A 21302-nucleotide genomic window follows, 5' to 3' on the forward strand; every position below is an offset into this window, starting at 1 on the left:
CGCAGCGGGCCGCGACCGTGCGGCAGCGCGCCGCGGTGCTCGCGGGGCTCGCGGTCGCCGTGCCGATGATGTTCGCCCACGAGCCGCACCGGGCCGCGGTGGTCGCGGCCGGCACAGCGCTGCTGCTGGTGCCGGCGCTCCCGGTGCCGAGGCCGCTCGTGCGGCTCTGCGGGCTGCTCGCCGGTGCGTCGCTGGCGATCTACCTGACCCACTACGCGGTCATGACGGCGCTGACCGGGTTGCCCACGGCCCTCGTCCTGTTCGCGTGCCTGCTCACCGGGGTCGTCGTGCAGGAGCTCCTGAGCCGTGCGGCCGCGGCGGCGTCAGTCCGGGTAGAAGCGCACCGGCCCGCGGACCTGCAGACTCACGTCGGCGCCCGGTTCCGGGGTGTCCGGTTCGGTCGTGCGGCAGCGCAACGCGGTGCCGCCGAGCTCGACCAGGACGGTCGCGTCGTGCCCGTGGAAGATCACTTCCCGGACGCGCGCCGGCCCGCCGGGGCGTAGCCGCAGCTGCTCGGGACGCAGCAGCAGCCGGCCCGGCCCGTCGGGCGCCGCCACCGGCAGCGCCCCGAGCACCGTCTCGGCGCAGCCGCCGTGGGCGACGGCCGGGAGGACCACCGCCTCGCCGACGAAGGTGCCCACGCCGACGTCGGCCGGGCTGCCGTAGACGTCCCGCGGCGGGGCGAGCTGGACGATCCGGCCGTCGCGCAGCAGCGCGACGAGGTCCGCGACGCCGAGCGCCTCCTGCTGGTCGTGCGTGACCAGGACCGCGGTCGTGCCCGCCGCCCGCAGCGCGCCCCGGACCTGCTCGCGGACCTCGGCCCGCAGCCCGGCGTCGAGGGCGCTGAACGGCTCGTCGAGCAGCACCAGCGCGGGATCGGGGGCGAGGGCGCGGGCGAGGGCGACCCGCTGCTGCTGTCCGCCGGAGAGCTCCGCCGGCCTGCGGTCGGCGAGGTCGGCGAGCCCGACCAGGTCCAGCAGTTCGCGCACCCGGGGCCCGCGGCGGGCGGCCCGGTCGAGCCCGAACCCGACGTTCGCGGCCACCGACAGGTGGGCGAACAGCGAGCCGTCCTGAGGAACAAGGCCGACCCGGCGCCGCTCCGGCGGCACGTCGACGCCCGGTCCGGCGACGAGGCGCCCGCCGAGCGCGATCTCGCCCGCGTCGAGCGGGTGGAAGCCGGCCACGCAACGCAGCAACGTGGTCTTGCCGCTGCCGGAGCCGCCCAGCACGGCCACGAGTGCACCGGCGGGCACCTCGAGGTCCACGCCGTGCAGCACGGGCACGCCGGGATGGCCCGCGTGCGCGCCCGCCACCGAGAGCCCCGCGCTCACCGGTGCGCGGCCCTGTCCAGGAGGACCGCCGGGACGGCCGACACCAGCACCAGGACCACGGCGTACGGGGCGGCGGCCGCGAACGCCCCCGCCCCGGTGTGGCTCCACAGCTGCACCGCCAGCGTGTCGGTCCCGGTCGGGCGCAGCATCAGCGTCACCGGCAACTCCTTGACCACGGTGAGGAAGACGAGCGCGGCGCCGGCGACCGTGCCGGGCAGCGCGCGGGGCAGGGTGACGCGGGCGAACGCGGCCGCGCGACCGCAGCCGAGCGAGCGCGCCACCTCCTCGTGCCCGGCCGGTGCGGCCGTGACGGCGGTCCGCACGGCCCCGATCGCCAGGGGCAGGAACAGCACGGCGTACCCGACCAGCAGCAGCGGCAGCTCCTGGTACACCGCCGGGACCAGGCGGATCCCGACGAAGACCAGCGCGAGCCCGACCGTCACGCCCGGCAGCGCGTGGCCGGCGTAGGCGGCGGTCTCGACCGCGGTCACCGTCCGGCCGCGGAACCGCGCGGCCAGGATCCCGACCGGCAGCGCGAGCACGGTGGTGAGGGCCGCGCCGAGCGTGGCGACCTGCACCGACGAGAGTGCGGCGGCGCCGAGCGCGGGCCAGTCCACCCCGGCCGAGGTGCCGGCCGCGGTCCAGCGCACCAGGCTCACGGCGGGTACGCCGAGGGCCGCCGCGGCCACGGCGGCCACCGCGAGCAGGGCGAGCGGGCGTCCGGCGCCCAGCGGCACCGGCGCCGGGGGCCGCGGGGTGCCGCGACCGACCCATCCGGCCGCCCGTCCGCGCGCCCGGTACTCGCCCCAGGTCAGCAGCGCGGCGAGGACCACGAGGACGCAGCCCAGCACGGCCGCGGGCGTCCGGTCGAAGGTGGCCCGGTAGCTGGTGAAGATGCCGAGGGTGAAGGTCTCGTAGCGCATCAGCGACACGGCGCCGAAGTCGCTGAGCACGTAGAGGGCGACGAGCAGGCCCGCGGCCGCCGCCGTCGGGCGGACCCGGCGCAGCGTGACCGCGAGCAGGACCTGCCCCGGACCCCGGCCGAGCGAGCGGGCGACCTCCTCCAGGCCGCCGTCGGACACCAGGAGGGCGGCCGCGACCGGGAGCAGCACGTACGGGTAGCTGACCAGGGTGAGGACGAGGAACGCGCCGGGGAAGCCGGCGAGCCCGGGCCACTCCGCGATCCAGGTGAACCCGGCGACGTAGGACGGGATCGCGAGCGGCAGCGCCAGGACCGCCGCCCAGGCCCGGCGACCGGGCAGGTCGGTGCGGGCCACCAGCCACGCCAGCCCGCAGCCGAGGACCAGGCAGGCCGCGGTGACCGAGCCGGCGAGCAGCACGCTGCGGACCAGCAGCTCGCCGGTCCGGGGCCGGGCCAGGACCGCGGCCGCCGCGCCCGGGCCCGCCCCCAGGGCCCGCACGGCCAGGTAGACCAGGGGGACACAGGCCAGCACGCCGGTGACGACGGCGGCGCCGACCAGCGACCGGGGTGCGGCTCCCAACCCCGCGTAGGACCGCGCGGAGGTGGGCGCGGGCGGGTGCGCGCTCACGCCAGACCGGTCTCCTGCAACAGCGTCAGCGACTGCTGCAGCGAGGCGAGGTCGGACAGGTCGATGTCCGGCGGCTGGAGCTCGTCGAGCGGCGGCAGGCTGTGCCGGGTGGACGCGACGCCCGGGCGGACCGGGTACTCGGCGGTCTCGTCGGCGAAGTACTGCTGGGCCTCCGGCGAGACCAGGAACTCGACGGCACGGCGGGCCATCTCCTGCTGGGCGGTCCCGGCGATCACGCCGGCACCCGCCACGTTGACCAGGCCGAGCGGGTCGCCACCGGGGACGTAGTGCACGCGCGCCGGCACGGCCTGCTCGCCCACCTCCGCCACCCGCTCGTACCAGTAGTAGTGGTTGGACAGCCCGAGGGCGATCTGCCCGGCGTTCACCGCGTCGAGGATCTGGATGTTGTTCTCGAACCGGACGGGCTGGTTCGCCGCGAAGGCCTGCAACCACGCCCGGGCGCCGTCCTCGCCGCGCAGCACCCGCACGCCGGTGACGAAGGCCTGCCAGGAGGCGTTGGTCGGCGCGTAGCCGATCCTCCCGCGCCACCTCGGGTCGGTGACGTCGTCGAGCGTCGCCGGGAGGTCCGCCTCCGACACCTGCCGCGGGTCGTAGAACAGCACCCGGGAGCGGGCCGAGGTGGCGATCCAGCTGCCGTCGTCGGCACGGTAGGTCTCGGGCACGGCGTCGAGCGTCGCGGTGGGGAGCGGCTCGAGGCGCTCGGCGTCGTCGAGCGCACCCAGGGCGCCGGCATCCTGGGAGAAGAAGACGTCCGCCTCGGTGCCGGTGCCCTCCTCCAGCAGCTGGGCGGCGAGCTCGGCGCTGCCGCCGTAGCGCACCTCGACGGTCCCGCCCACCTGCTCCTCCAGCCGCTCGAGCAGCCCGCCCACGAGCTGCTCGTTGCGGCCCGAGTAGAGGGTGAGATCGGCACTGTTCCCGCAGGCGGCGAGCGGGGCGACTACGGCGATCACGGCGACGGCGGCCGCCGCCGCACGCAGGGGACGGGCGGCGCGGGTGCGGGGCACGGGCGGCTCTCCTCGGTCGGCGGGCGGACTGTCCGGGTGAGGAGAGCATAGCCTTGTTTGGGAGAAGTATTGCCTGTGCTTTACCTCGCGCGGCGGAAGCCCGGTCGGTCAGGCGCCCGTCGCCTCCCGGTGGAAGCGCTCGGTCCCGGGATGGAGGGGGACGGGCTGGGTGCCGATGGCGGACCGGGCGTCGATGGTCAGCGCCGCGGGCCGGCGAGGCGCTCGGCCGGGCTGTCGACCTGGCTGAACGCCACGTCGGCGGTCCCGCCGGCGGGCCGGTCGAGGTTGTCGACCGAGCCGGCCGTCGTCAGCACGAGGGGGGCGACGGCCAGGCCGAGGTGCTCGCGCCGGAGCTCGGACCGGGCGCCGCCGATCCGGGAGCAGACGCCCGGGGCCACGCCGGCGGCGATCGACAGCCGGCGCCCGGCGAAGCCGGACGCGCACGCGACCGGCAGGGGGAGGGCGGCGAGGGCGGCCAGGGCGCGTGGTGCGGACCGTCGGTCGAACCGGCGTCCGGGCTCCGTCGCGGCATCGTGCCGGACGGGGGCCGTCGTCCCGGGCGGGTGCCGTCGTCACGCGGGGGTGCCGTCGTCCCCGGGCCGGCGCGCTCCGGTCCCGGCCGGTGCGCATCCTCCCGGCGGACGGCGCGGTCGTCCGGCACCGCTCGCCGTCGTCCCCGGGGCCGGTGCACCGTCGGCGGAGGCCTACCCTCGTGGGGTGACCCGCAGCTACACCATCCGCACCTACGGGTGCCAGATGAACGTGCACGACTCCGAGCGGATGGCCGGTCTGCTGGAGTCGGCGGGCTATGCGCGCGCGGAGGACCCGGCCACGGCGGACGTCGTCGTGTTCAACACGTGCGCCGTCCGGGAGAACGCGGACAACAAGCTCTACGGCAACCTCGGCCACCTCCGGCCGGCCAAGACGGCGAACCCGGACATGCAGATCGCCGTCGGTGGCTGCCTGGCGCAGAAGGACCGCGACACGATCACGAAGAAGGCCCCGTGGGTCGACGTCGTGTTCGGCACGCACAACGTCGGGTCGCTGCCCGCGCTGCTCGAACGCGCTCGGCACAACCGCGCGGCCGAGGTGGAGATCCTCGAGTCGCTCGAGGTCTTCCCGTCGACGCTGCCCGCGCGCCGCGAGTCCGCCTACGCCGGCTGGGTCTCGATCTCGGTCGGCTGCAACAACACCTGCACCTTCTGCATCGTGCCGTCGCTGCGCGGCAAGGAGCGCGACCGGCGCCCGGGCGACATCCTCGCCGAGGTGGAGGCTCTCGCGGCCGACGGCGTGCTCGAGGTGACCCTGCTCGGCCAGAACGTCAACGCGTACGGCTCCGAGTTCGGCGACCGCGGCGCCTTCGCGAAGCTGCTGCGCTCCTGCGGGGCCGTTCCCGGGTTGGAGCGGGTGCGCTTCACCTCGCCGCACCCGCGGGACTTCACCTCGGACGTCATCGCCGCCATGGCCGAGACCGACAACGTCTGCCCGCAGCTGCACATGCCGCTGCAGTCCGGCTCGGACCGCGTGCTGCGCGCGATGCGGCGGTCGTACCGCTCGTCCCGCTTCCTCGGCATCCTGGACGAGGTCCGCGCCTCGATCCCCGACGCCGCGGTGTCCACGGACATCATCGTGGGCTTCCCCGGCGAGACCGAGGAGGACTTCGCGGAGACCCTCGAGGTGGTGCGCCGGGCGCGGTTCGCGCAGGCCTTCACCTTCCAGTACTCGCCGCGCCCGGGCACCCCCGCCGCCGCGCTGCCCGATCAGCTGCCCAAGGCCGTGGTCCAGGAGCGGTACGAGCGGCTGGTGGCGCTGCAGGAGCAGATCTCCTGGGAGGAGAACCGCGCGCTGGAGGGCCGCGAGGTCGAGGTTCTGGTGAGCACGGGCGAGGGTCGCAAGGACGGCGCCACCCGGCGGATGAGCGGGCGGGCCCGGGACGGCCGGCTGGTGCACTTCGCGCCGGGGCGGGAGGGCGTCCGCCCCGGTGACGTGGTCACGGTTCGCGTCGGGTACGGCGCGCCGCACCACCTCGTCGCGGACGACGGGGTGCGCCACCACCGCCGCACCCGGGCCGGCGACGCGCACGAGGCCGGGCAGCGGCCGGGCGGGGCGCCGACGGGCCTGGGCCTGCCGGGCTTCGGCCGACCGGCCGTCGAGCCGGTGGCGGCGGGCTGCGGGGTGCAGGGACCGTGAGCGGAGGATCGAGCGAGGGACGGACGGAGCGGACGATGAGCGACGAGCGGAGCCCCCGGGACCGGCCGGGGGCGGGGAGCGACCGGGCGCCCTGGGACCGGGAGTCGGACCCGGCGCTGTCGGCCCTCGAGACCGAGCTGGCCGGGGTGGCCCGGCGGGTGGAGCGGCGGATCGATCCCGGCCTGGCGGCGCTGGTGGCGGCGATCGGCACGGTGGTCGTCGTGGCCGGGCTGCTGCTGCCCTGGGTGGCCGGCGCCACCGGCTGGCAGCTGCTGGTCGGCGCGGAGTCGGCCGGGCCGCTGCCGCGGCTGTTCACCTTCACGGCCACCGCGTTCGGGGTCGTCGCCTCGGCCCTCGCGCTGTCCACCCGGTACTGGGCCCTGGCCTGGGTCTCCGCCGTCGGGTGCGGCATCTCGCTGGTCAACGGCGTGTGGGCGGTGTGGAGCCGGCAGACCCTGGCGCCCGAGGGGGTCGAGGGCCCCGGCCCCGGCCTCGTCCTCGCGGTGGTCGGGGTGGGGCTGCTGACCTTCACCTGGGCCCGCATCGCCCTCCAGCGCCGGTAGGCGTCCGGTCCGTTCGGGGTGGTCCACGCCCGGGCCGCCGAGCGTCGGGAACGTCGACCGTTCCGCTGCCCGGATGAGGATCACCGCCGCTCGTGCCGCCTGATCAGCGGTCCTGGACGGACTGCTCCGCGGTCTCCAGCCACTCCCGCCACTGCGCGGCCTGCGCCTCCGCCCGTTCGGCGCGCCGCCGGTCGCCGGCCGCGTGCGCCTTCTCGGCCTGCGCCTCGAACTGGGCGACGCGCTCGCGGAACTGGGCGACCCGGGCCTCGGCCTCGGGGTCGGTCCGGTGCCACTGCCGGTCCGCGGCCTCCCGGACCGCATCCTCGACGGCGCGCAGGCGCTGCTCCAGCGGTCGCATGTCCTCCCGCGGGACCTTGCCGATCTCCTCCCAGCGCTCCTGGACGCCGCGCAGGGCGATCCGGGCGGCGTCGGGGTCGGAAGTGTCGATCTTCTCGGCCTCGTCGAGCAGGGCCCGCTTGGCCTGGGCGTTCGCCGCGAACTCGGAGTCGCGCTCCGCGAAGACCGACGAACGGCGCGAGAAGAAGGCGTCCTGGGCGGTGCGGAACCGGTGCCAGAGCGCGTCGTCGGCGTCCTTCTGCGCGCGGCCAGCCGCCTTCCACTCCGTCATGAGGTCGCGGTAGCGGGCGGCGGTGGGGCCCCAGTCGTCGGAGTCGGCGAGCGCCTCGGCCTCGGCGACCAGCTCCTCCTTGCGCGCCTTCGCCCCCGCGCGCTGGCGGTCCAGGTCGGCGAAGTGCGAGCCGCGGCGCCGGTTGAAGGCCTCGCGGGCGCGGGAGAAGCGCTTCCACAGGGCCTCGTCGGTCTTACGATCGATGCCCTTGATCGTGCGCCACTCGTCGAGGATCGCCTTGTAGCGGTCGCCCGCCTGCTTCCACTGGGTGGCCTCGGCGGCCATGGTCTCGGCCTCGGCGACCAGGGCCTCCTTGCGGGTGATCGCGGCGTGCCGCTGCTCGTCGCGGGCGGTGCGGGCCGCGGCCACCGCGTCCTCGGCCATCCCGATCAGCTCGTCGAGCCGCTTGCGCAGGCCGTCCAGGTCGCCGACGACGGCCGCCTCGTCCAGTCCGTCCCGCAGGGCCTTCGCGCTGGTCAAGGCGTGTTTCGGGTCCCCGCCGCCGGTGGCGAGCCGGGCGACGAGCAGTTCGGTCTCGGCGAGCAGGTCGTCGAACCGGCGGGCGAAGTGGGCCAGGCCCTCGTCGGGTGCGCCGGCCTGCCAGGAACCGACCCGCCGCTCGCCACCGGCGGTGTGCACGAAGACGCCGCCCTCGGCGTCGACCCGGCCCCAGCGGGAGGGGTTCTCCGACGCCGTCGCCACGGGCGAGGGCTCGGCGGGCGGGGCCGCCGACCGGGCCACCGGCGCAGCCGCGGCCGGGCGGGCCGGCCGGGCGCCCGGGGGTGGGCCCGGTCGCGGGCCGGGCTTCGCGCCGGGGGGCGGGCCGGGCTTGGGGGGACCGGGCTTCGGCGGGGCCGGCGTCGGGGAGACCGGCGCCGGGGAGACCGGCGCCGGGGGAGCGGGCCTCGGAGCGGCGGGTTCGGTGGCGTGCGGCTCGGCTGCGGCGGGTTCGGTGGCGTGCGGCTCGGCTGCGGCGGGCGCCTCCTGCTCCGCGGCCTCCTGCTCCGCCGCCTCCGCGCCCGGTCCGGGTTCCTGCGCGGCGTCCTGATCGGGCGCACCCGCGCCGGCACCGGGCCGGTCCTCCCGCTGCGTCTCGTCCGTGTGCTCGTCCGACACCGTCGTCCTCCCTCGTTCGGGCCCGCCGCGGGGACGGGCGCCCCGTCGTGGAACGCCGGGGCCGTGCACGAACCGGCCGGTCGCGCCGCGCGACCACCGGTCGGCGGAATTCAAACAGGTCGCGGGGGCGCGCGGAACCGCCGCGACCCGGACGAGACCGCGGGCGGCCGCCTGAGCGCGCCGAGTCGCCGCCGGTGCGACGCTCCGGTCCCGACCGGCCACAGAGGGTGATCATGCCCCGGGTGGCGCCCGGGCAGGCCGCCGCGGGTCCGTCCGTGACCCCGTCGCGGCGCGTGCCTCCTGCGCCCGCCGGGTCGCGCCCCTGCCGGCGTCCGCGGATCGGGCTGCCGGCTCCCTGCCCACTGCCGTGATCGCCGTCCGGGACCGGTAGCCGCCGTATCCGGCACCCGACGGTCCCGACCGGCGATCACGAAGCCCCGGCACCGTCCGGGCCGGGCGATCACGGCGCCCGAGGTGCGGCCCGCGGGACCGCACCGCGTGTTCAGAAGGCTCCGGGCCGCGTTCAGAAGGTCCTGGTCGATGGGCTTCGTGATCCGGGTCGTGTCCGGCAAGGCGCCGTCCCGGCCTCGTACCGGGCGTACTCGGCCGCGGGCGGCGACGCCGCGGGGCACGATCCGGGCGCGGAGACCGCGATCTGCGGTTCTCTGAACACGGCCTAGTGTCGGTCGGGTGCTGTCGCTGGTCGTCGTGCTCCCGCACCCCCCGCTCCTCGTCCCGGAACTGGCCGCGGGAGCCGCGGGGGAGACGGCGGAGCTGCGCTCGGCCGTGCGCACCGCCGCGGCCCGGCTCGCCGACGCGGCCCCCGACTGGATCGCCGTGGGCGCCGACCCCGGAGGGCGCCGCACCGTCCCGCCCGCGACGGCCGGGACGTTCCTCGGCTTCGGCCGCGACGTCCGCGTCGCACTCGGGCCCGGAGCCGGCGTCCCGGACCCGGAGCTGCCGCTGCCCCTGCTCGTGGCCGGCTGGGCCGCCGGCGGGACCGGCCGGGAGCCGCGCATCCGCGGCGAGGTCGTCGCCGACGACGCCCCCACCGAGGAGTGCCTCCGGCTCGGCCGGGCACTGGCCGCCGAGGCCGACGCCGCGACGGGTCCCGTCGGGCTGCTGATCGTCGGCGACGGCGCGGCCACCCACACCGAGAAGGCGCCCGGCCATCTCGACGAGCGGGCCGGGCCCTTCGACGCCGGCGTCGCGAAGGCGCTCGAGCACGGCGACCCCGCGCCCCTGGCCGCGCTCGACCGGGGGCTCGCCGCCGAGCTGTGGGCCGCCGGCCGCGCCCCGTGGCAGGTCCTCGCCGGGGCCGCGGAGGACCGGGACTGGCGCGGCGAGCTGCTGTACTCGGCCGCGCCGTACGGCGTGGCCTACCACGTGGCCGTCTGGACGCCGGCATGACGAGGCTCGTCGCCGTCGTCGGGCCGACCGCGACCGGCAAGTCGGACCTGGGCCTGGACCTGGCCGAGGCGCTGGGCGGCGAGGTCGTCAACGCCGACGCCATGCAGCTCTACCGCGGCCTCGACATCGGCACCGCCAAGCTGCCGGTCGCCGAGCGCCGGGCCGTCCCGCACCACCAGCTCGACGTCCTCGACGTCACCGAGACCGCCTCCGTGGCCGTCTACCAGCGGGAGGCGCGTTCCACGATCGAGGCGCTGCTCGCCACCGGACGGACGCCGGTCCTGGTCGGGGGATCGGGGCTCTACGTCCAGGCCGTGGTCGACGAGCTGGAGTTCCCCGGCACCGACCCGGCGGTCCGCGGCCGGTGGGAGGCCGAGCTGGCCGCCGTCGGGGCCCCGGCCCTGCACCGCAGGCTGGCCGAGGTCGACCCCGCGGCGGCGCGGAACGTGCTGCCCGGCAACGGGCGCCGGATCGTCCGGGCGCTCGAGGTCATCGAGCTGACCGGCCGCCCCTTCCGGGCGACGCTGCCGGGGCAGCGCACCCCCCGGTACGACGCCGCGCTGATCGGGGTGGACCGGGACACGGCCGAACTCGACGAGCGCGTGTCCCGGCGGGTGGACCTGATGCTGGAGCAGGGGCTGGTCGAGGAGACCCGCGGGCTGCTGGAGAAGGGTTTACGGGAGGGCCGGACGGCGTCGCGGGCGCTGGGCTACCGGCAGGTCGTCGCGGCGCTGGACGGCGAGTACGACCTGGCGACGGCCGCCGCGGAGATCGTGCGTGCCACCCGCCGGTTCGTGCGCCGGCAGCGCTCGTGGTTCCGCCGCGACCCCCGCATCCACTGGCTCGACGGCGCGGATCCGGAACTGTCGTCGGCGGCTCGTAGGCTTGTCCTGTGAGTGACGGCATCCCGTTCGCCAAGGGCCACGGCACGCAGAACGACTTCGTCGTGCTGCCCGACCCCGACGGCGCCCTCGACCTCACGCCGGAGCGGGTCGCCGCCCTCTGCGACCGGCGGCGCGGGCTCGGGGCGGACGGGGTGCTGCGCGTGGTCCGGTCGGCCGCGCTGGGCGTCGACGGTCCCGAGTGGTTCATGGACTACCGCAACGCCGACGGGTCGGTCGCCGAGATGTGCGGCAACGGCGTGCGGGTCTTTGCCCGGTACCTGCAGCACGCGGGCTGGTTCCGCGGTACGGAGCTGCCACTGGGCACCCGCGCGGGCGTCAAGCGGGTCACGTTCGAGGCCGACCAGGTGTCCGTCGAGATGGGCCCGGCGCGGGTCGGCGCCGCGTCCGTCGCGCGGGTCGGCGGGCGGGAGTTCCCGGGCGTGGCCGTCGACGTCGGGAACCCGCACCTCGCCTGCGTCACCGACACCGATCTCGCCGGGTTGGACCTGACCGTGCCGCCGGGCCGGGACGAGGAGCTCTTCCCGAACGGGGCCAACGTCGAGTTCGTCGCCCCCGCCCGCGGCGACGAGCCGGTCGCGATGCGGGTGCACGAGCGGGGCGTGGGCGAGACCCGGTCGTGCGGCACCGGCACCGTGGCGGCCGTCGTGGCGGCGCTGCGGGCGGCCGGGCGCGCCGAGGGCCGGTTGCCGGTCGACACCCCGGGCGGGCGGCTGGAGGTCACGGTCCGCGACGGGGGGACCTCGACCGTCCTGCACGGGCCGGCCGTGCTGGTCGCACACGGTGAACTGGATCGATCGTGGTGGGAGTGCGCAGGATGACGCGCGGGTGAAACCGGCCGACACGGCGCCCCGAAACGTGGGACACTCGACCTCACGATGACTGAAACCCCCCTGCGCTACACGCCTGCCGACGATGCTCTCGACCCTTCGCGGGGCGAGATGGAGCTGGAGGAACGGTCCTCGCTCCGGCGGGTCGCAGGTCTGTCGACCGAACTCACGGACGTCACCGAGGTCGAGTACCGGCGGCTGCGGCTCGAGCGCGTCGTGCTCGTCGGGGTCTGGACCGAGGGCAGCTCGGAGCGGGCCAACGCCTCGCTCGTCGAGCTGGCCCGGCTCGCCGAGACCGCCGGCTCCCAGGTCATGGACGGCCTGGTCCAGCGGCGGAGCAAGCCCGACCCCGCCACCTTCATCGGCTCCGGCAAGGTCGACGAGCTGGCGCACGCCGTGCAGGCCGCCGGCGCCGACACCGTGATCTGCGACGGCGAGCTCTCGCCCGGACAGCTGCGCCAGCTGGAGGACAAGCTCAAGGTCAAGGTGATCGACCGGACCGCCCTGATCCTCGACATCTTCGCCCAGCACGCCCGCTCCCGGGACGGCAAGGCCCAGGTCGAGCTGGCCCAGCTGTCCTACCTCCTGCCGCGGCTGCGCGGCTGGGGTGAGGCGCTGTCCCGGCAGGTCGGCGGCCGCGCCGCCGGCGGTGTCGGCATCGGTGGCCGTGGTCCCGGTGAGACCAAGATCGAGCTGGACCGCCGACGCATCCGTCACCGCATGTCCAAGCTGCGCCGCGAGATCGCCGCGATGAGCCGGGTCCGGGACACCCAGCGCGGCGCCCGCCGCCGCAACGACGTGCCGAGCGTCGCGATCGTCGGCTACACCAACGCCGGCAAGTCCTCGCTGCTCAACGCGTTGACGGACGCGGGTGTCCTGGTCGAGGACGCGCTGTTCGCCACCCTGGACCCCACGACCCGCCGCGCCGCGACGCCGGACGGGCGCACCTACACGCTCACCGACACCGTCGGGTTCGTGCGGCACCTGCCGCACCAGCTCGTCGAGGCCTTCCGCTCGACGCTGGAGGAGGCCGCCCAGGCGGACCTGCTGCTCCACGTCGTCGACGCCTCGGACCCGTTGCCGGAGGACCAGATCGCCGCCGTGCGCAAGGTCCTGGTCGAGATCGGCGAGGAGCAGGGCGGGACCATGCCCCAGGAGCTGCTCGTCGTCAACAAGACGGACGCGGCCGGTGACCTGGCGCTGGCCCGGCTGCGGCACCTGCTGCCCGACGCGGTGTTCGTCTCCGCGCACCGGGGCGACGGGGTCGCGCGGCTCACGGCCTGCATCGCCGAGAGGCTCCCGCGCCCCGAGGTCGACCTCGAGCTGCTCGTCCCCTACACCGAGGGCGGGCTGGTCGCGCGGCTGCACTCGGACGGCGAGGTGCTCGCCTCCGAGCACACGCCCGAGGGCACCCGGCTGCACGTCCGGGTGGGCCCGGAGCTCGCGGTCGCGGCCGTGCCGTTCGCGGTCGCGGGGGCGGGGTCGCCGGCGGGCGGCGCGGACCGGGCAGGCTCGCGCAGTGCAGACGGATCCGGGAACGGGGCCGTGGGCGCCGGTGCCGGGGCGCACGTCGCTGCGCGGCGCTGAGCGCGCCCGCGGCATCGGGCTCGCGATCGGTGCCGTCCTCCTGCTGACACTGCTGCTCGCGGTTCCGGCCGGCGCGGCGCCGGCGGCGCCCGAGGAGCGCTGCACGGTCACCGATCGCCGGCTCGTGGAGCTCTCCGGCCTCGCCGTCGGCCCCGACGGCCGAGTCTGGGCGATGAGCGACGGCGGCCGTCGGGTCGCGCTGTACCGGCTCGACCCGGGCACGTGCGCGGTGATCGGGACAAGGACCGCGGACCTGGACCCGTACGACGCCGAGGACCTCGCCGTCGCGCCCGACGGCGCGTTCTGGGTCGCCGACACCGGGGACAACGACCGGGCCCGGGACACCATCGCCCTCCTCGTGCTGCCGGCCGACGGCGCCCCGCGGCTGCACCGGCTGACCTACCCCGACGGCCCGCACGACGCCGAGGCCCTCCTGATCGGCGCCGACGGCGTGCCCGTGATCGTCACCAAGGAGGTCGGCGGCATCGCCGGGGTCTACCGGCCCGCGGAGCCGCTCGCCGTGCCCGGACCCACGCCGCTGATGCGCGCCGGCTCGGCGGGCTTCCCGCGCTCGGAGACATCCGGCGGCCCGATCGGCGCCCTCGGGGCCTTCACCGTGACCGGTGGGGCGACGAGTGCGGGCCGCGAGGTCGTCGCGCTACGGACCTACACCGACGCGTGGCTCTACCGGGTACCGGCGTCGGGCGACCTGGTCGCGGCGCTGCAGGGCACCCCGCTCCAGGTCCCGCTGCCCGGCGAGCCCCAGGGCGAGGCACTCGCGTTCCTGCCGGACGGCACCCTGCTCTCCGGGTCCGAGACCCGCGGCCTGGACCGTGGCCGGCTCCGTGCGGTGCCCGGTGCGGTCGCTGCGACGCTCGCCGCCGCACCGGCCGAGCCCGTCGTCGCGCCACCGCCGCCGGCGACCCCGCCGGAGCCCGCCCCGGACTGGCTGCCCGCGGCGATCGGGGCCGGGGCCGCCGTCGTCGTGCTGGGCCTGGCCGCGGGCGCGATGGCGCTGCACGCGCGGCGCCGCTCCCGCGTGTGACGAGCCAGTTAAGGCTGGTCGCGCCGGGGGTCCGGGCGGTCGCGGTCCACCTAGGCTGAGCCCGCCGGGAGGAGGGGGGCCGCGGTGCCGATCGTGACCGCCTACGAGGACACGCCGGGAGGCCACGACGCCCTGGTCCTGGGCGCACAGCTGGCCCGGTTGACGGGGCTGACGAACGTCGTCGCCACCGTCCACCCGACGGACGGGCTGGGTTACTCGGCGATGGCCCGCGACCCGCGGTGGCGGGAGAAGGTCGAGGAGGTCGCGCGGGAGCGGTTCGGCCGGGCGCGGGAGCTGATCGGTGGGGCCGGCGGGCCCGGCGAACCGGAGTTCGCCCCGCTCGGGCCGGGCCCCGCGGCGACGGTCCTCGCCGAGCACGCCGAGGAGGTCGGCGCCGCCGTGCTGGTGGTCGGCTCGACGGGTGGCGGTCTGCTCGGCCGGCTCGCCCCGGGCGGCACCGTGCAGCGGCTGTTGCCGTCGGCGCGGTGTCCCGTCGCCATCGCGCCGCGGGGGTACCGGCACACGGCTGCCCAGGGCGTCACGGTCGTCACGGTCGCCTACGACGGCACGGCGGAGGCCGACCGGGCCGCAGTCCTGGCCGTGCACCTCGCCGGCCGGACCGGGGCCGCACTGCGGTTCGTGGTGGTCGCGAGCGGCGAGGACGACGTGCCCGCAGCGAGGGTGACCGCGCAGCAGGGGCTCGCCCGGGCGCCGGTGGAGATCGACGCGCTCTCCGACGTGGTGATCGGGCGTTCGGTCGCCGCCGGCCTCGCCGACCTGCCCGAGCGCACGGACGTCCTGGTCGTCGGAGCGCGCGGGTACCCGCTCATGACACGCCTGCTGCTCGGCGGGGTCGCGGGCGTGCTGGTCCGCACCGCCCGCTACCCCGTGATCGTGGTCCCGCCCCCGGGCCGCTGACGGGCGCAGCGCGGGAACCCGCGGGCGCGGGACCTGCCGGCGCGGGAACCTGCCGGCGCGGGAACCTGCAGGCGCGGGAACCGCGGTCAGAGCCGGCGGAGCACCGCGACGACCCGGCCCAGGATCGTCGCCTCGTTGCCGTCGATCGGCTCGTAGGCCGGGTTGGCCGGCATCAACCAGACCTGCCCGTCCGTGCGCCTGAAGGTCTTGACCGTGGCCTCGCCATCGATCATGGCGGCGACGATCTCGCCCTGCTCGGCCACCGGCTGCTGGCGCACCACGACCCAGTCGCCATCCGTGATGGCGGCCTCGATCATCGAGTCGCCCTTGACGTTGAGCAGGAAGAGTGTGCCCTCGCCGACGATCTCGCGCGGGAGCGGGAACACGCTCTCCACCGCCTGCTCCGCCAGGATCGGTCCACCGGCGGCGATGTTGCCGAGCAGCGGCACGAACGCCGGCGCGGGCCGCTCGGCACGGACCTCGGCGGCCTGGGTGCCGCCGGACTCCTCCTCCGGGCTGCGCACGTCGACCGCGCGGGTCCGGTTGGGGTCGCGCCGCAGGTAGCCCTTCCGCTCCAGCGTGCGCAGCTGGTGGTGCACCGACGAGGTGGAGGTCAGCCCCACCGCGTCGCCGATCTCCCGGACGCTCGGCGGGTAACCGAAGCGCTCCACCCAGTCCCGGATCACCTCGAGCACCTTGCGCTGCCGGGGGGTGAGGCCCACCGGGTCCGCCGGCGGGTCCGGGAAGGCGCGCACCTGCCCGGGCTCCCGGCCGGTCTCGCCGGCTCCGCCGAGCTCGTCCCGTGCCATCTGCCTGCCGCCTCCTCGTGTGCCTGTCTCACGCTCTTGTCCCGGCCCGGTGCCGGTCCGGGGGCGTGTCCCGCTGGTCCGGCCCGTGCCCCGGCCCGTGCCCCGGTCCTGGCCCGGTCCTGGCCCGGCCGGAGTCCTGGCCCGGGGCTCGCGGTCCGGATCGGTACGCGGCCCTGGCCGCCGCGCATCCGCGGCCCGGCCGTCGTGCCCGTTCCGGCGGGCCGTACTCCCGTTCCGCGGCCCACGGCGCCGGGCGGGCCGGTGCCGAGAGGGACCCGGCCGGCCCGCCCGGTCACGCCCGGCCGGTCCGTCGGTTCCGGACGGTAGTCCGGATCCGCCCGATCGCCAAACACATGTTCGAACGACACGCCGATCGTGTCGGCGAGGACCCGTGACGGGCGTCCCTCGTGATGGTAGAAACTCGCACAGAGGTTCGATTCGAACATGTGTGCGATACTCGGCCGCTGAGCGGCGGGGACGAGGCGGAGGGGGCCGGCGTGGCGGGCGCGGGAATCACGGAGGGCGGTGCCCTGCGTCGGGCCCGCCGGGGCCGGTGTCGTCGTGGACGGGATCGCGGCGGACGACGCGCAGCCAGCCGACGCGGCGCCGCTGCCCGGGGGTCTCGTCCTGCGCGTCCCCGCGTGAGGGGGCGGCCCGCCGCGACCGCGGTCACGGCGGGCACCGCTTTCTGTCGGTGCTGGTTGATAGGAATCGCACACGCGTTCGACCGGTCGCTCGGGCATCCGGTTCGGGTGAGGTCGGCGCGGTGGTGGGAGGTCGTCATGGATCCCAGGAGTGCGGCGGCGGCCGGTGTGCGTGCCGGCGCGCCGGCCGGCGCGCGGGCTGCCGCGCCGGGCGAAAGGCGGGCCGAGCCGCGGCCGGCGGCCCGTCCGCGGCCCCGGTCGGGGGTCCGCGAGCCGAGTGGCCGTGCGCACCCCGTCCGCGGCCGCTCCGACGGCACACCGGAGCGGATCCTCGGTGCCTACGCCTCGGGGGCCCGCGCGCGGTTGGTCCGCCCGTCCGACGGGCCCGTCGCGGTGCCGGGGTGCCGGCCGGTCGTCAGGCCCCGTCCGGCCGTCGCCGACACCCGCTGCGTGCCGCCGCGGCGGCCCCGCCCCTCTCGGCTGTCGCGGTACGAACGCGCGGGCGGGGCGCGCAGGCTGGCGGGCGAGACCCGGGCCGGTGTGCTCGACCGTGTCCTCGCGGTCGTGGCGGTCGCGCTGGCCTCGGCCACGGTCGTGGTCGTCCTCGGGTTGCTCGCCGACGTCGTCGCGCGATGAGCCGCCGCCCCGGCCGGGCGACACGATCGCCGCGGTCGCCGGGGAGGCGAACCGGCCGGTCGTCGGGCGCGCACGCCGGGGGTCCCACGTGGAGTGCGGTCTCTCGCGCGGGCCGCGCGTGGGACCCGTGAGCGGCCCCGTGGGTGGCGGGCCTTCCGGCCCGGCCACGGTGCGTACCGACGCGGGCGACACGCCGGACGGCACGACACGCCGCGACACCCCGACGGCGCGTTCCCCGCTGTTCATCCGCGTGTCGCCGATGCGCCGAGCGGTCTCGGGGGATACGCGTCGTCACCCGCGCCGCCACCGTGCTCGCGAGGGGCGTGCATGACCTGCGGACCGTCACGGGGTGTCGCCGCCCGGCCACCGAGGCACCCGGGGACGGGGCGCCCGGGACCACGTGGAAGGTTCGTGCCCGATCGGGGGAAGCTGGCACGGACTCGCCGCGCACGAATGGCGAGACCCCTACATGTTGTGGTTACATCCGTGTCGTTCGCCTACAGGTTGGGTTCGGTGCAGACCGGACCGTCGGCGCGGTCGAGTCGGGGAGGTCCGCATGCGGTGCCCGTTCTGCCGTCACACGGACTGCAAGGTGATCGACTCCCGTGAGGTCGACGAGGGTGCGGCGACGCGTCGCCGCCGCTCCTGCCAGGCCTGCGGGAAGCGCTTCACCACCGTCGAGGAGCCCGTCCTCGCCGTGCTGAAGCGCAGCGGCGTCACCGAACCGTTCAGCCGCGACAAGGTCGTGAGCGGGGTGCGCCGGGCCTGCCAGGGGCGGCCGGTCGACGAGGACGCGCTGCAGAAGCTCGCGCACCGCGTCGAGGAGGCCGTCCGGGCGGGTGGGACAGCGGAGATCCCCAGCCACGAGGTGGGGCTGGCGATCCTCGGTCCGCTGAAGGAGCTCGACGAGGTGGCGTACCTGCGCTTCGCGAGCGTGTACCGCTCCTTCTCGTCCATCGAGGACTTCGAGAAGGAGATCGCCGATCTGCGGAGGGCGGCTGCCGGGGAAGCAGCCGACCGGCGCGATCGGGCCGGTCGGGGCGCGAGGCCGACCGGGTAGGGGTCCGCGGAGGACCACTGGGGCCGACCCGGACTACGGAAGTCGAGCCGACCCCGATCTCGCACGCAGGACACCGTCCGCCGCCCCAGCCGGCGGAGGGTGCAGCACAGGGTCGGATGCGAATGAGGGAGAGCATGACGGAGACCGTCGGGGCGGAGTCCGCCGGGAGCACGGCCGGCGCCAAGAGCGCGGCGGGGGGTTCGGGTCGCGGCCGGGCCGCGAAGGCCGGCAAGCAGGGCCTCAGGCGCGGCCTGGTCGTCGAGCGGCTCCACACCGCCCCCGGGGTCCACCCGTACGACGAGGTGACCTGGGAACGGCGCGACGTCGTGATGACGAACTGGCGCGACGGCAGCGTGAACTTCGAGCAGCGGGGCGTCGAGTTCCCCGAATTCTGGTCGGTCAACGCCACCAACATCGTGACCAGCAAGTACTTCCGTGGCGCGGTGGGCTCCCCGCAGCGCGAGTCCAGCCTGCGCACGCTGATCGACCGGGTCGTCGGGTCCTACCACCGCGCCGGCGTCGAGCACGGGTACTTCGCCACGGACGAGGACGCGGAGATCTTCGCCCAGGAGCTCACCTGGATGCTGCTGCACCAGGTGTTCAGCTTCAACTCGCCGGTGTGGTTCAACGTCGGCACCGCCTCGCCGCAGCAGGTCAGCGCCTGCTTCATCCTCTCGGTCGACGACACCATGGAGTCGATCCTGAACTGGTACCGCGAGGAGGGCCTGATCTTCAAGGGCGGCTCCGGTGCCGGCCTCAACCTCTCCCGCATCCGCTCGTCCAAGGAACTGCTGTCCTCCGGCGGCACCGCCTCCGGCCCGGTCTCCTTCATGCGCGGCGCGGACGCCTCCGCCGGCACGATCAAGTCGGGCGGTGCCACCCGCCGGGCCGCGAAGATGGTCGTGCTCGACGTCGACCACCCCGACATCGAGGAGTTCGTCCAGACCAAGGCCAAGGAGGAGGCGAAGATCCGCGTCCTGCGGGACGCGGGCTTCGACATGGACCTGGGCGGTTCCGACATCACGTCGGTGCAGTACCAGAACGCCAACAACTCCGTCCGCGTCACGGACGAGTTCATGCACGCGGTCGAGGGCGGCACCGACTTCGGGCTCCGCTCCCGCACCACCGGCGAGATCATCGAGCGCACGGACGCCCGCACACTGTTCCGCGGTATCGCGCAGGCCGCCTGGGAGTGCGCCGACCCGGGTCTGCAGTACGACGACACGATCAACGACTGGCACACCTGCCCCGAGTCGGGCCGGATCAGCGCGTCGAACCCGTGCTCGGAGTACATGCACCTGGACAACTCCAGCTGCAACCTGGCCTCGCTGAACCTGCTCAAGTTCCTGGGCGAGGACGGCCGGTTCGACGCCCCGCGGTTCGCCCGGGCCGTCGAGCTGATCATCACCGCGATGGACATCTCCATCTGCTTCGCCGACTTCCCGACGGAGCCGATCGCGGACACCACCCGCAGGTTCCGCCAGCTGGGCATCGGCTACGCCAACCTCGGCGCGCTGCTCATGGCCACCGGGCACGCGTACGACTCCGAGGGCGGCCGCTCGCTCGCCGCCTCGATCACCTCGCTGATGACGGGCGCGGCCTACAAGCGCTCCGCCGAGCTCGCCGGCGTCGTCGGCCCGTACGAGGGCTACACCCGCAACGCCGAGCCCCACCAGCGCGTCATGCGCAAGCACGCCGCCGCCAACGACGGCTACCGCACCTTCCCGGCCAGCACCGCCATCCAGAAGCTGGCCACCAGCACGTGGAAGGAGGCGTTGGCCACCGGCGAGAAGAACGGCTGGCGCAACGCGCAGGCCTCCGTGCTGGCCCCGACCGGCACCATCGGCCTGATGATGGACTGCGACACGACCGGCATCGAGCCGGACCTGGCGCTGGTCAAGTTCAAGAAGCTGGTCGGCGGCGGCTCCATGCAGATCGTCAACCAGACCGTGCGCCGGGCGCTCGACCAGCTCGGCTACCAGGCCGAGCAGGCCGAGGCGATCGTCGAGTACGTCGCCGAGCACGGGCACGTCGTCGACGCGCCCGGTCTGCGCCCCGAGCACTACGAGGTGTTCGACTGCGCCATGGGTGAGCGGTCCATCGCGCCCATGGGGCACGTGCGGATGATGGCGGCCGTCCAGCCGTTCCTCTCCGGCGCGATCTCCAAGACGGTCAACATGCCCGAGGCCGCCTCGGTCGACGACGTCGAGCGGATCTACCTCGAGGGCTGGCGGCTCGGACTCAAGGCCCTTGCGATCTACCGCGACAACTGCAAGGTCGGCCAGCCGCTCTCCGCCGGGAAGAAGGCGCGTGAGGCGGGGGAGAAGGCCGAGGAGCCCACGGTCGTCGTCGAGCAGCGGCCGGTGCGCAAGCGCCTCCCGAAGAAACGGCCGAGCGAGACCGTCTCGTTCACGGTCGCGGGCGCCGAGGGCTACCTGACTGCCGGTTGCTACCCCGACGACGGGCTGGGCGAGATCTTCGTCAAGCTCGGCAAGCAGGGCTCGACCCTGGCCGGTGTCATGGACGCCTTCTCCATGTCGATCTCGGTCGGCCTGCAGTACGGCATCCCGCTGGAGTTCTACGTCTCGAAGTTCTCCAACCTGCGCTTCGAGCCGGCGGGCATGACGGACGACCCGGACGTCCGGATCGCGACTTCCGTGCTCGACTACCTGTTCCGCCGGCTGGCGCTGGACCACCTGCCCTACGAGAAGCGCGCCCAGCTGGGCATCTTCTCCGCGGCGGAGCGGGCGTCCCAGGTGGAGCAGGACTACGGCCCGGCCGAGGTCGATCTCGATGCGGTGCGGTCCAGCGTGGACACGACCCCGACGACCCCCGAGCCGGCCGGTGTGGACCCGGCGCCGGTCGAGGTCGGCAGCTCCACCGAGCTGCTGGAGCTGCGTCTCGGCAAGGCGGCCGACGCGCCGCTCTGCCTCACCTGCGGCACCAAGATGCGCCCCGCGGGCTCGTGCTACCTCTGCGAGGGCTGCGGCTCCACCAGCGGCTGCAGCTGAGTCCTCGCCGCCGGACGGCCCCGCTCCCACCCGGGAGCGGGCCGTCC

17 protein-coding genes are annotated in these 21302 nt (G+C 75.7%); 11 read left to right on the forward strand and 6 right to left on the reverse strand.

Annotated elements, in window-relative coordinates; all coding sequences use genetic code 11:
- Positions 1-323: 323 nt before the first annotated feature.
- From ACL02T_RS19240 to ACL02T_RS19255, 4 genes are all read right to left on the reverse strand, one after another.
- Positions 324-1331 (reverse strand): ABC transporter ATP-binding protein, encoded by a 1008-nt coding sequence (locus ACL02T_RS19240; protein WP_412832098.1) that lies wholly within the window; start codon positions 1329-1331, stop codon positions 324-326.
- Complete coding sequence (locus ACL02T_RS19245) at positions 1328-2881, reverse strand: ABC transporter permease (RefSeq protein WP_412832099.1); 1554 nt, start codon at positions 2879-2881, stop codon at positions 1328-1330. The genes ACL02T_RS19240 and ACL02T_RS19245 overlap by 4 nt, the downstream gene beginning before the upstream one ends.
- Positions 2878-3906: an iron ABC transporter substrate-binding protein gene (locus ACL02T_RS19250; protein WP_412832100.1), complete on the reverse strand. Its 1029-nt coding sequence runs from the start codon at positions 3904-3906 to the stop codon at positions 2878-2880. Before ACL02T_RS19250 ends, ACL02T_RS19245 begins: the two co-directional genes overlap by 4 nt.
- A gap of 197 nt (positions 3907-4103) precedes the next feature.
- A complete protein-coding gene (locus ACL02T_RS19255) occupies positions 4104-4304 on the reverse strand; it encodes a hypothetical protein (protein ID WP_412832101.1) in 201 nt (66 codons plus the stop codon).
- A gap of 319 nt (positions 4305-4623) precedes the next feature.
- Between ACL02T_RS19255 and miaB the strand changes: the two genes are divergently transcribed.
- Both miaB and ACL02T_RS19265 read left to right on the forward strand, forming a co-directional pair.
- Positions 4624-6096 (forward strand): tRNA (N6-isopentenyl adenosine(37)-C2)-methylthiotransferase MiaB, encoded by a 1473-nt coding sequence (gene miaB, locus ACL02T_RS19260; protein ID WP_412832102.1) that lies wholly within the window; start codon positions 4624-4626, stop codon positions 6094-6096.
- Between the two features lie 35 nt (positions 6097-6131).
- Positions 6132-6659 carry an Rv2732c family membrane protein gene (locus ACL02T_RS19265; protein WP_412832103.1) on the forward strand — a complete coding sequence of 176 codons (528 nt, stop codon included), beginning with the start codon at positions 6132-6134 and terminating at the stop codon, positions 6657-6659.
- A gap of 103 nt (positions 6660-6762) precedes the next feature.
- Here the strand turns inward: ACL02T_RS19265 and ACL02T_RS19270 are convergent, their stop codons facing one another.
- Positions 6763-8028, reverse strand: coding sequence for a DUF349 domain-containing protein (locus ACL02T_RS19270; protein WP_412832181.1), 1266 nt, complete (start codon positions 8026-8028; stop codon positions 6763-6765).
- Between the two features lie 1065 nt (positions 8029-9093).
- On the opposite strand from ACL02T_RS19270, the gene ACL02T_RS19275 reads away from it, so the two are divergent.
- From ACL02T_RS19275 to ACL02T_RS19300, 6 genes are all read left to right on the forward strand, one after another.
- Positions 9094-9813, forward strand: a complete 720-nt coding sequence (locus ACL02T_RS19275; protein ID WP_412832104.1) for a class III extradiol ring-cleavage dioxygenase family protein — start codon at positions 9094-9096, stop codon at positions 9811-9813.
- Positions 9810-10709, forward strand: a complete 900-nt coding sequence (gene miaA, locus ACL02T_RS19280; RefSeq protein ID WP_412832105.1) for a tRNA (adenosine(37)-N6)-dimethylallyltransferase MiaA — start codon at positions 9810-9812, stop codon at positions 10707-10709. The genes ACL02T_RS19275 and miaA overlap by 4 nt, the downstream gene beginning before the upstream one ends.
- Complete coding sequence (gene dapF, locus ACL02T_RS19285; RefSeq protein WP_412832106.1) at positions 10706-11536, forward strand: diaminopimelate epimerase; 831 nt, start codon at positions 10706-10708, stop codon at positions 11534-11536. The genes miaA and dapF overlap by 4 nt, the downstream gene beginning before the upstream one ends.
- Before the next feature lie 57 nt (positions 11537-11593).
- A complete protein-coding gene (hflX, locus tag ACL02T_RS19290; protein ID WP_412832107.1) occupies positions 11594-13132 on the forward strand; it encodes a GTPase HflX in 1539 nt (512 codons plus the stop codon).
- Complete coding sequence (locus ACL02T_RS19295; protein WP_412832108.1) at positions 13101-14177, forward strand: SMP-30/gluconolactonase/LRE family protein; 1077 nt, start codon at positions 13101-13103, stop codon at positions 14175-14177. The genes hflX and ACL02T_RS19295 overlap by 32 nt, the downstream gene beginning before the upstream one ends.
- A gap of 84 nt (positions 14178-14261) precedes the next feature.
- Positions 14262-15095 carry a universal stress protein gene (locus ACL02T_RS19300; protein WP_412832109.1) on the forward strand — a complete coding sequence of 278 codons (834 nt, stop codon included), beginning with the start codon at positions 14262-14264 and terminating at the stop codon, positions 15093-15095.
- An 86-nt stretch (positions 15096-15181) separates the two neighbouring features.
- Here ACL02T_RS19300 and lexA read toward each other — a convergent pair whose 3' ends face one another.
- Positions 15182-15904 (reverse strand): transcriptional repressor LexA, encoded by a 723-nt coding sequence (gene lexA, locus ACL02T_RS19305; protein WP_412832110.1) that lies wholly within the window; start codon positions 15902-15904, stop codon positions 15182-15184.
- A 782-nt stretch (positions 15905-16686) separates the two neighbouring features.
- On the opposite strand from lexA, the gene ACL02T_RS19310 reads away from it, so the two are divergent.
- The 3 genes from ACL02T_RS19310 to ACL02T_RS19320 all read left to right on the forward strand — a co-directional run bounded on the left by ACL02T_RS19310 (position 16687) and on the right by ACL02T_RS19320 (position 21255).
- Positions 16687-17184: a hypothetical protein gene (locus ACL02T_RS19310; protein WP_412832111.1), complete on the forward strand. Its 498-nt coding sequence runs from the start codon at positions 16687-16689 to the stop codon at positions 17182-17184.
- A 556-nt stretch (positions 17185-17740) separates the two neighbouring features.
- Complete coding sequence (nrdR, locus tag ACL02T_RS19315; protein ID WP_412832112.1) at positions 17741-18244, forward strand: transcriptional regulator NrdR; 504 nt, start codon at positions 17741-17743, stop codon at positions 18242-18244.
- A gap of 134 nt (positions 18245-18378) precedes the next feature.
- Positions 18379-21255 carry a vitamin B12-dependent ribonucleotide reductase gene (locus tag ACL02T_RS19320; protein ID WP_412832113.1) on the forward strand — a complete coding sequence of 959 codons (2877 nt, stop codon included), beginning with the start codon at positions 18379-18381 and terminating at the stop codon, positions 21253-21255.
- Positions 21256-21302: the final 47 nt, after the last annotated feature.

Origin of the sequence: Pseudonocardia oceanicola (genome assembly GCF_047200735.1) — a bacterium.
Classification (GTDB): domain Bacteria; phylum Actinomycetota; class Actinomycetes; order Mycobacteriales; family Pseudonocardiaceae; genus Pseudonocardia.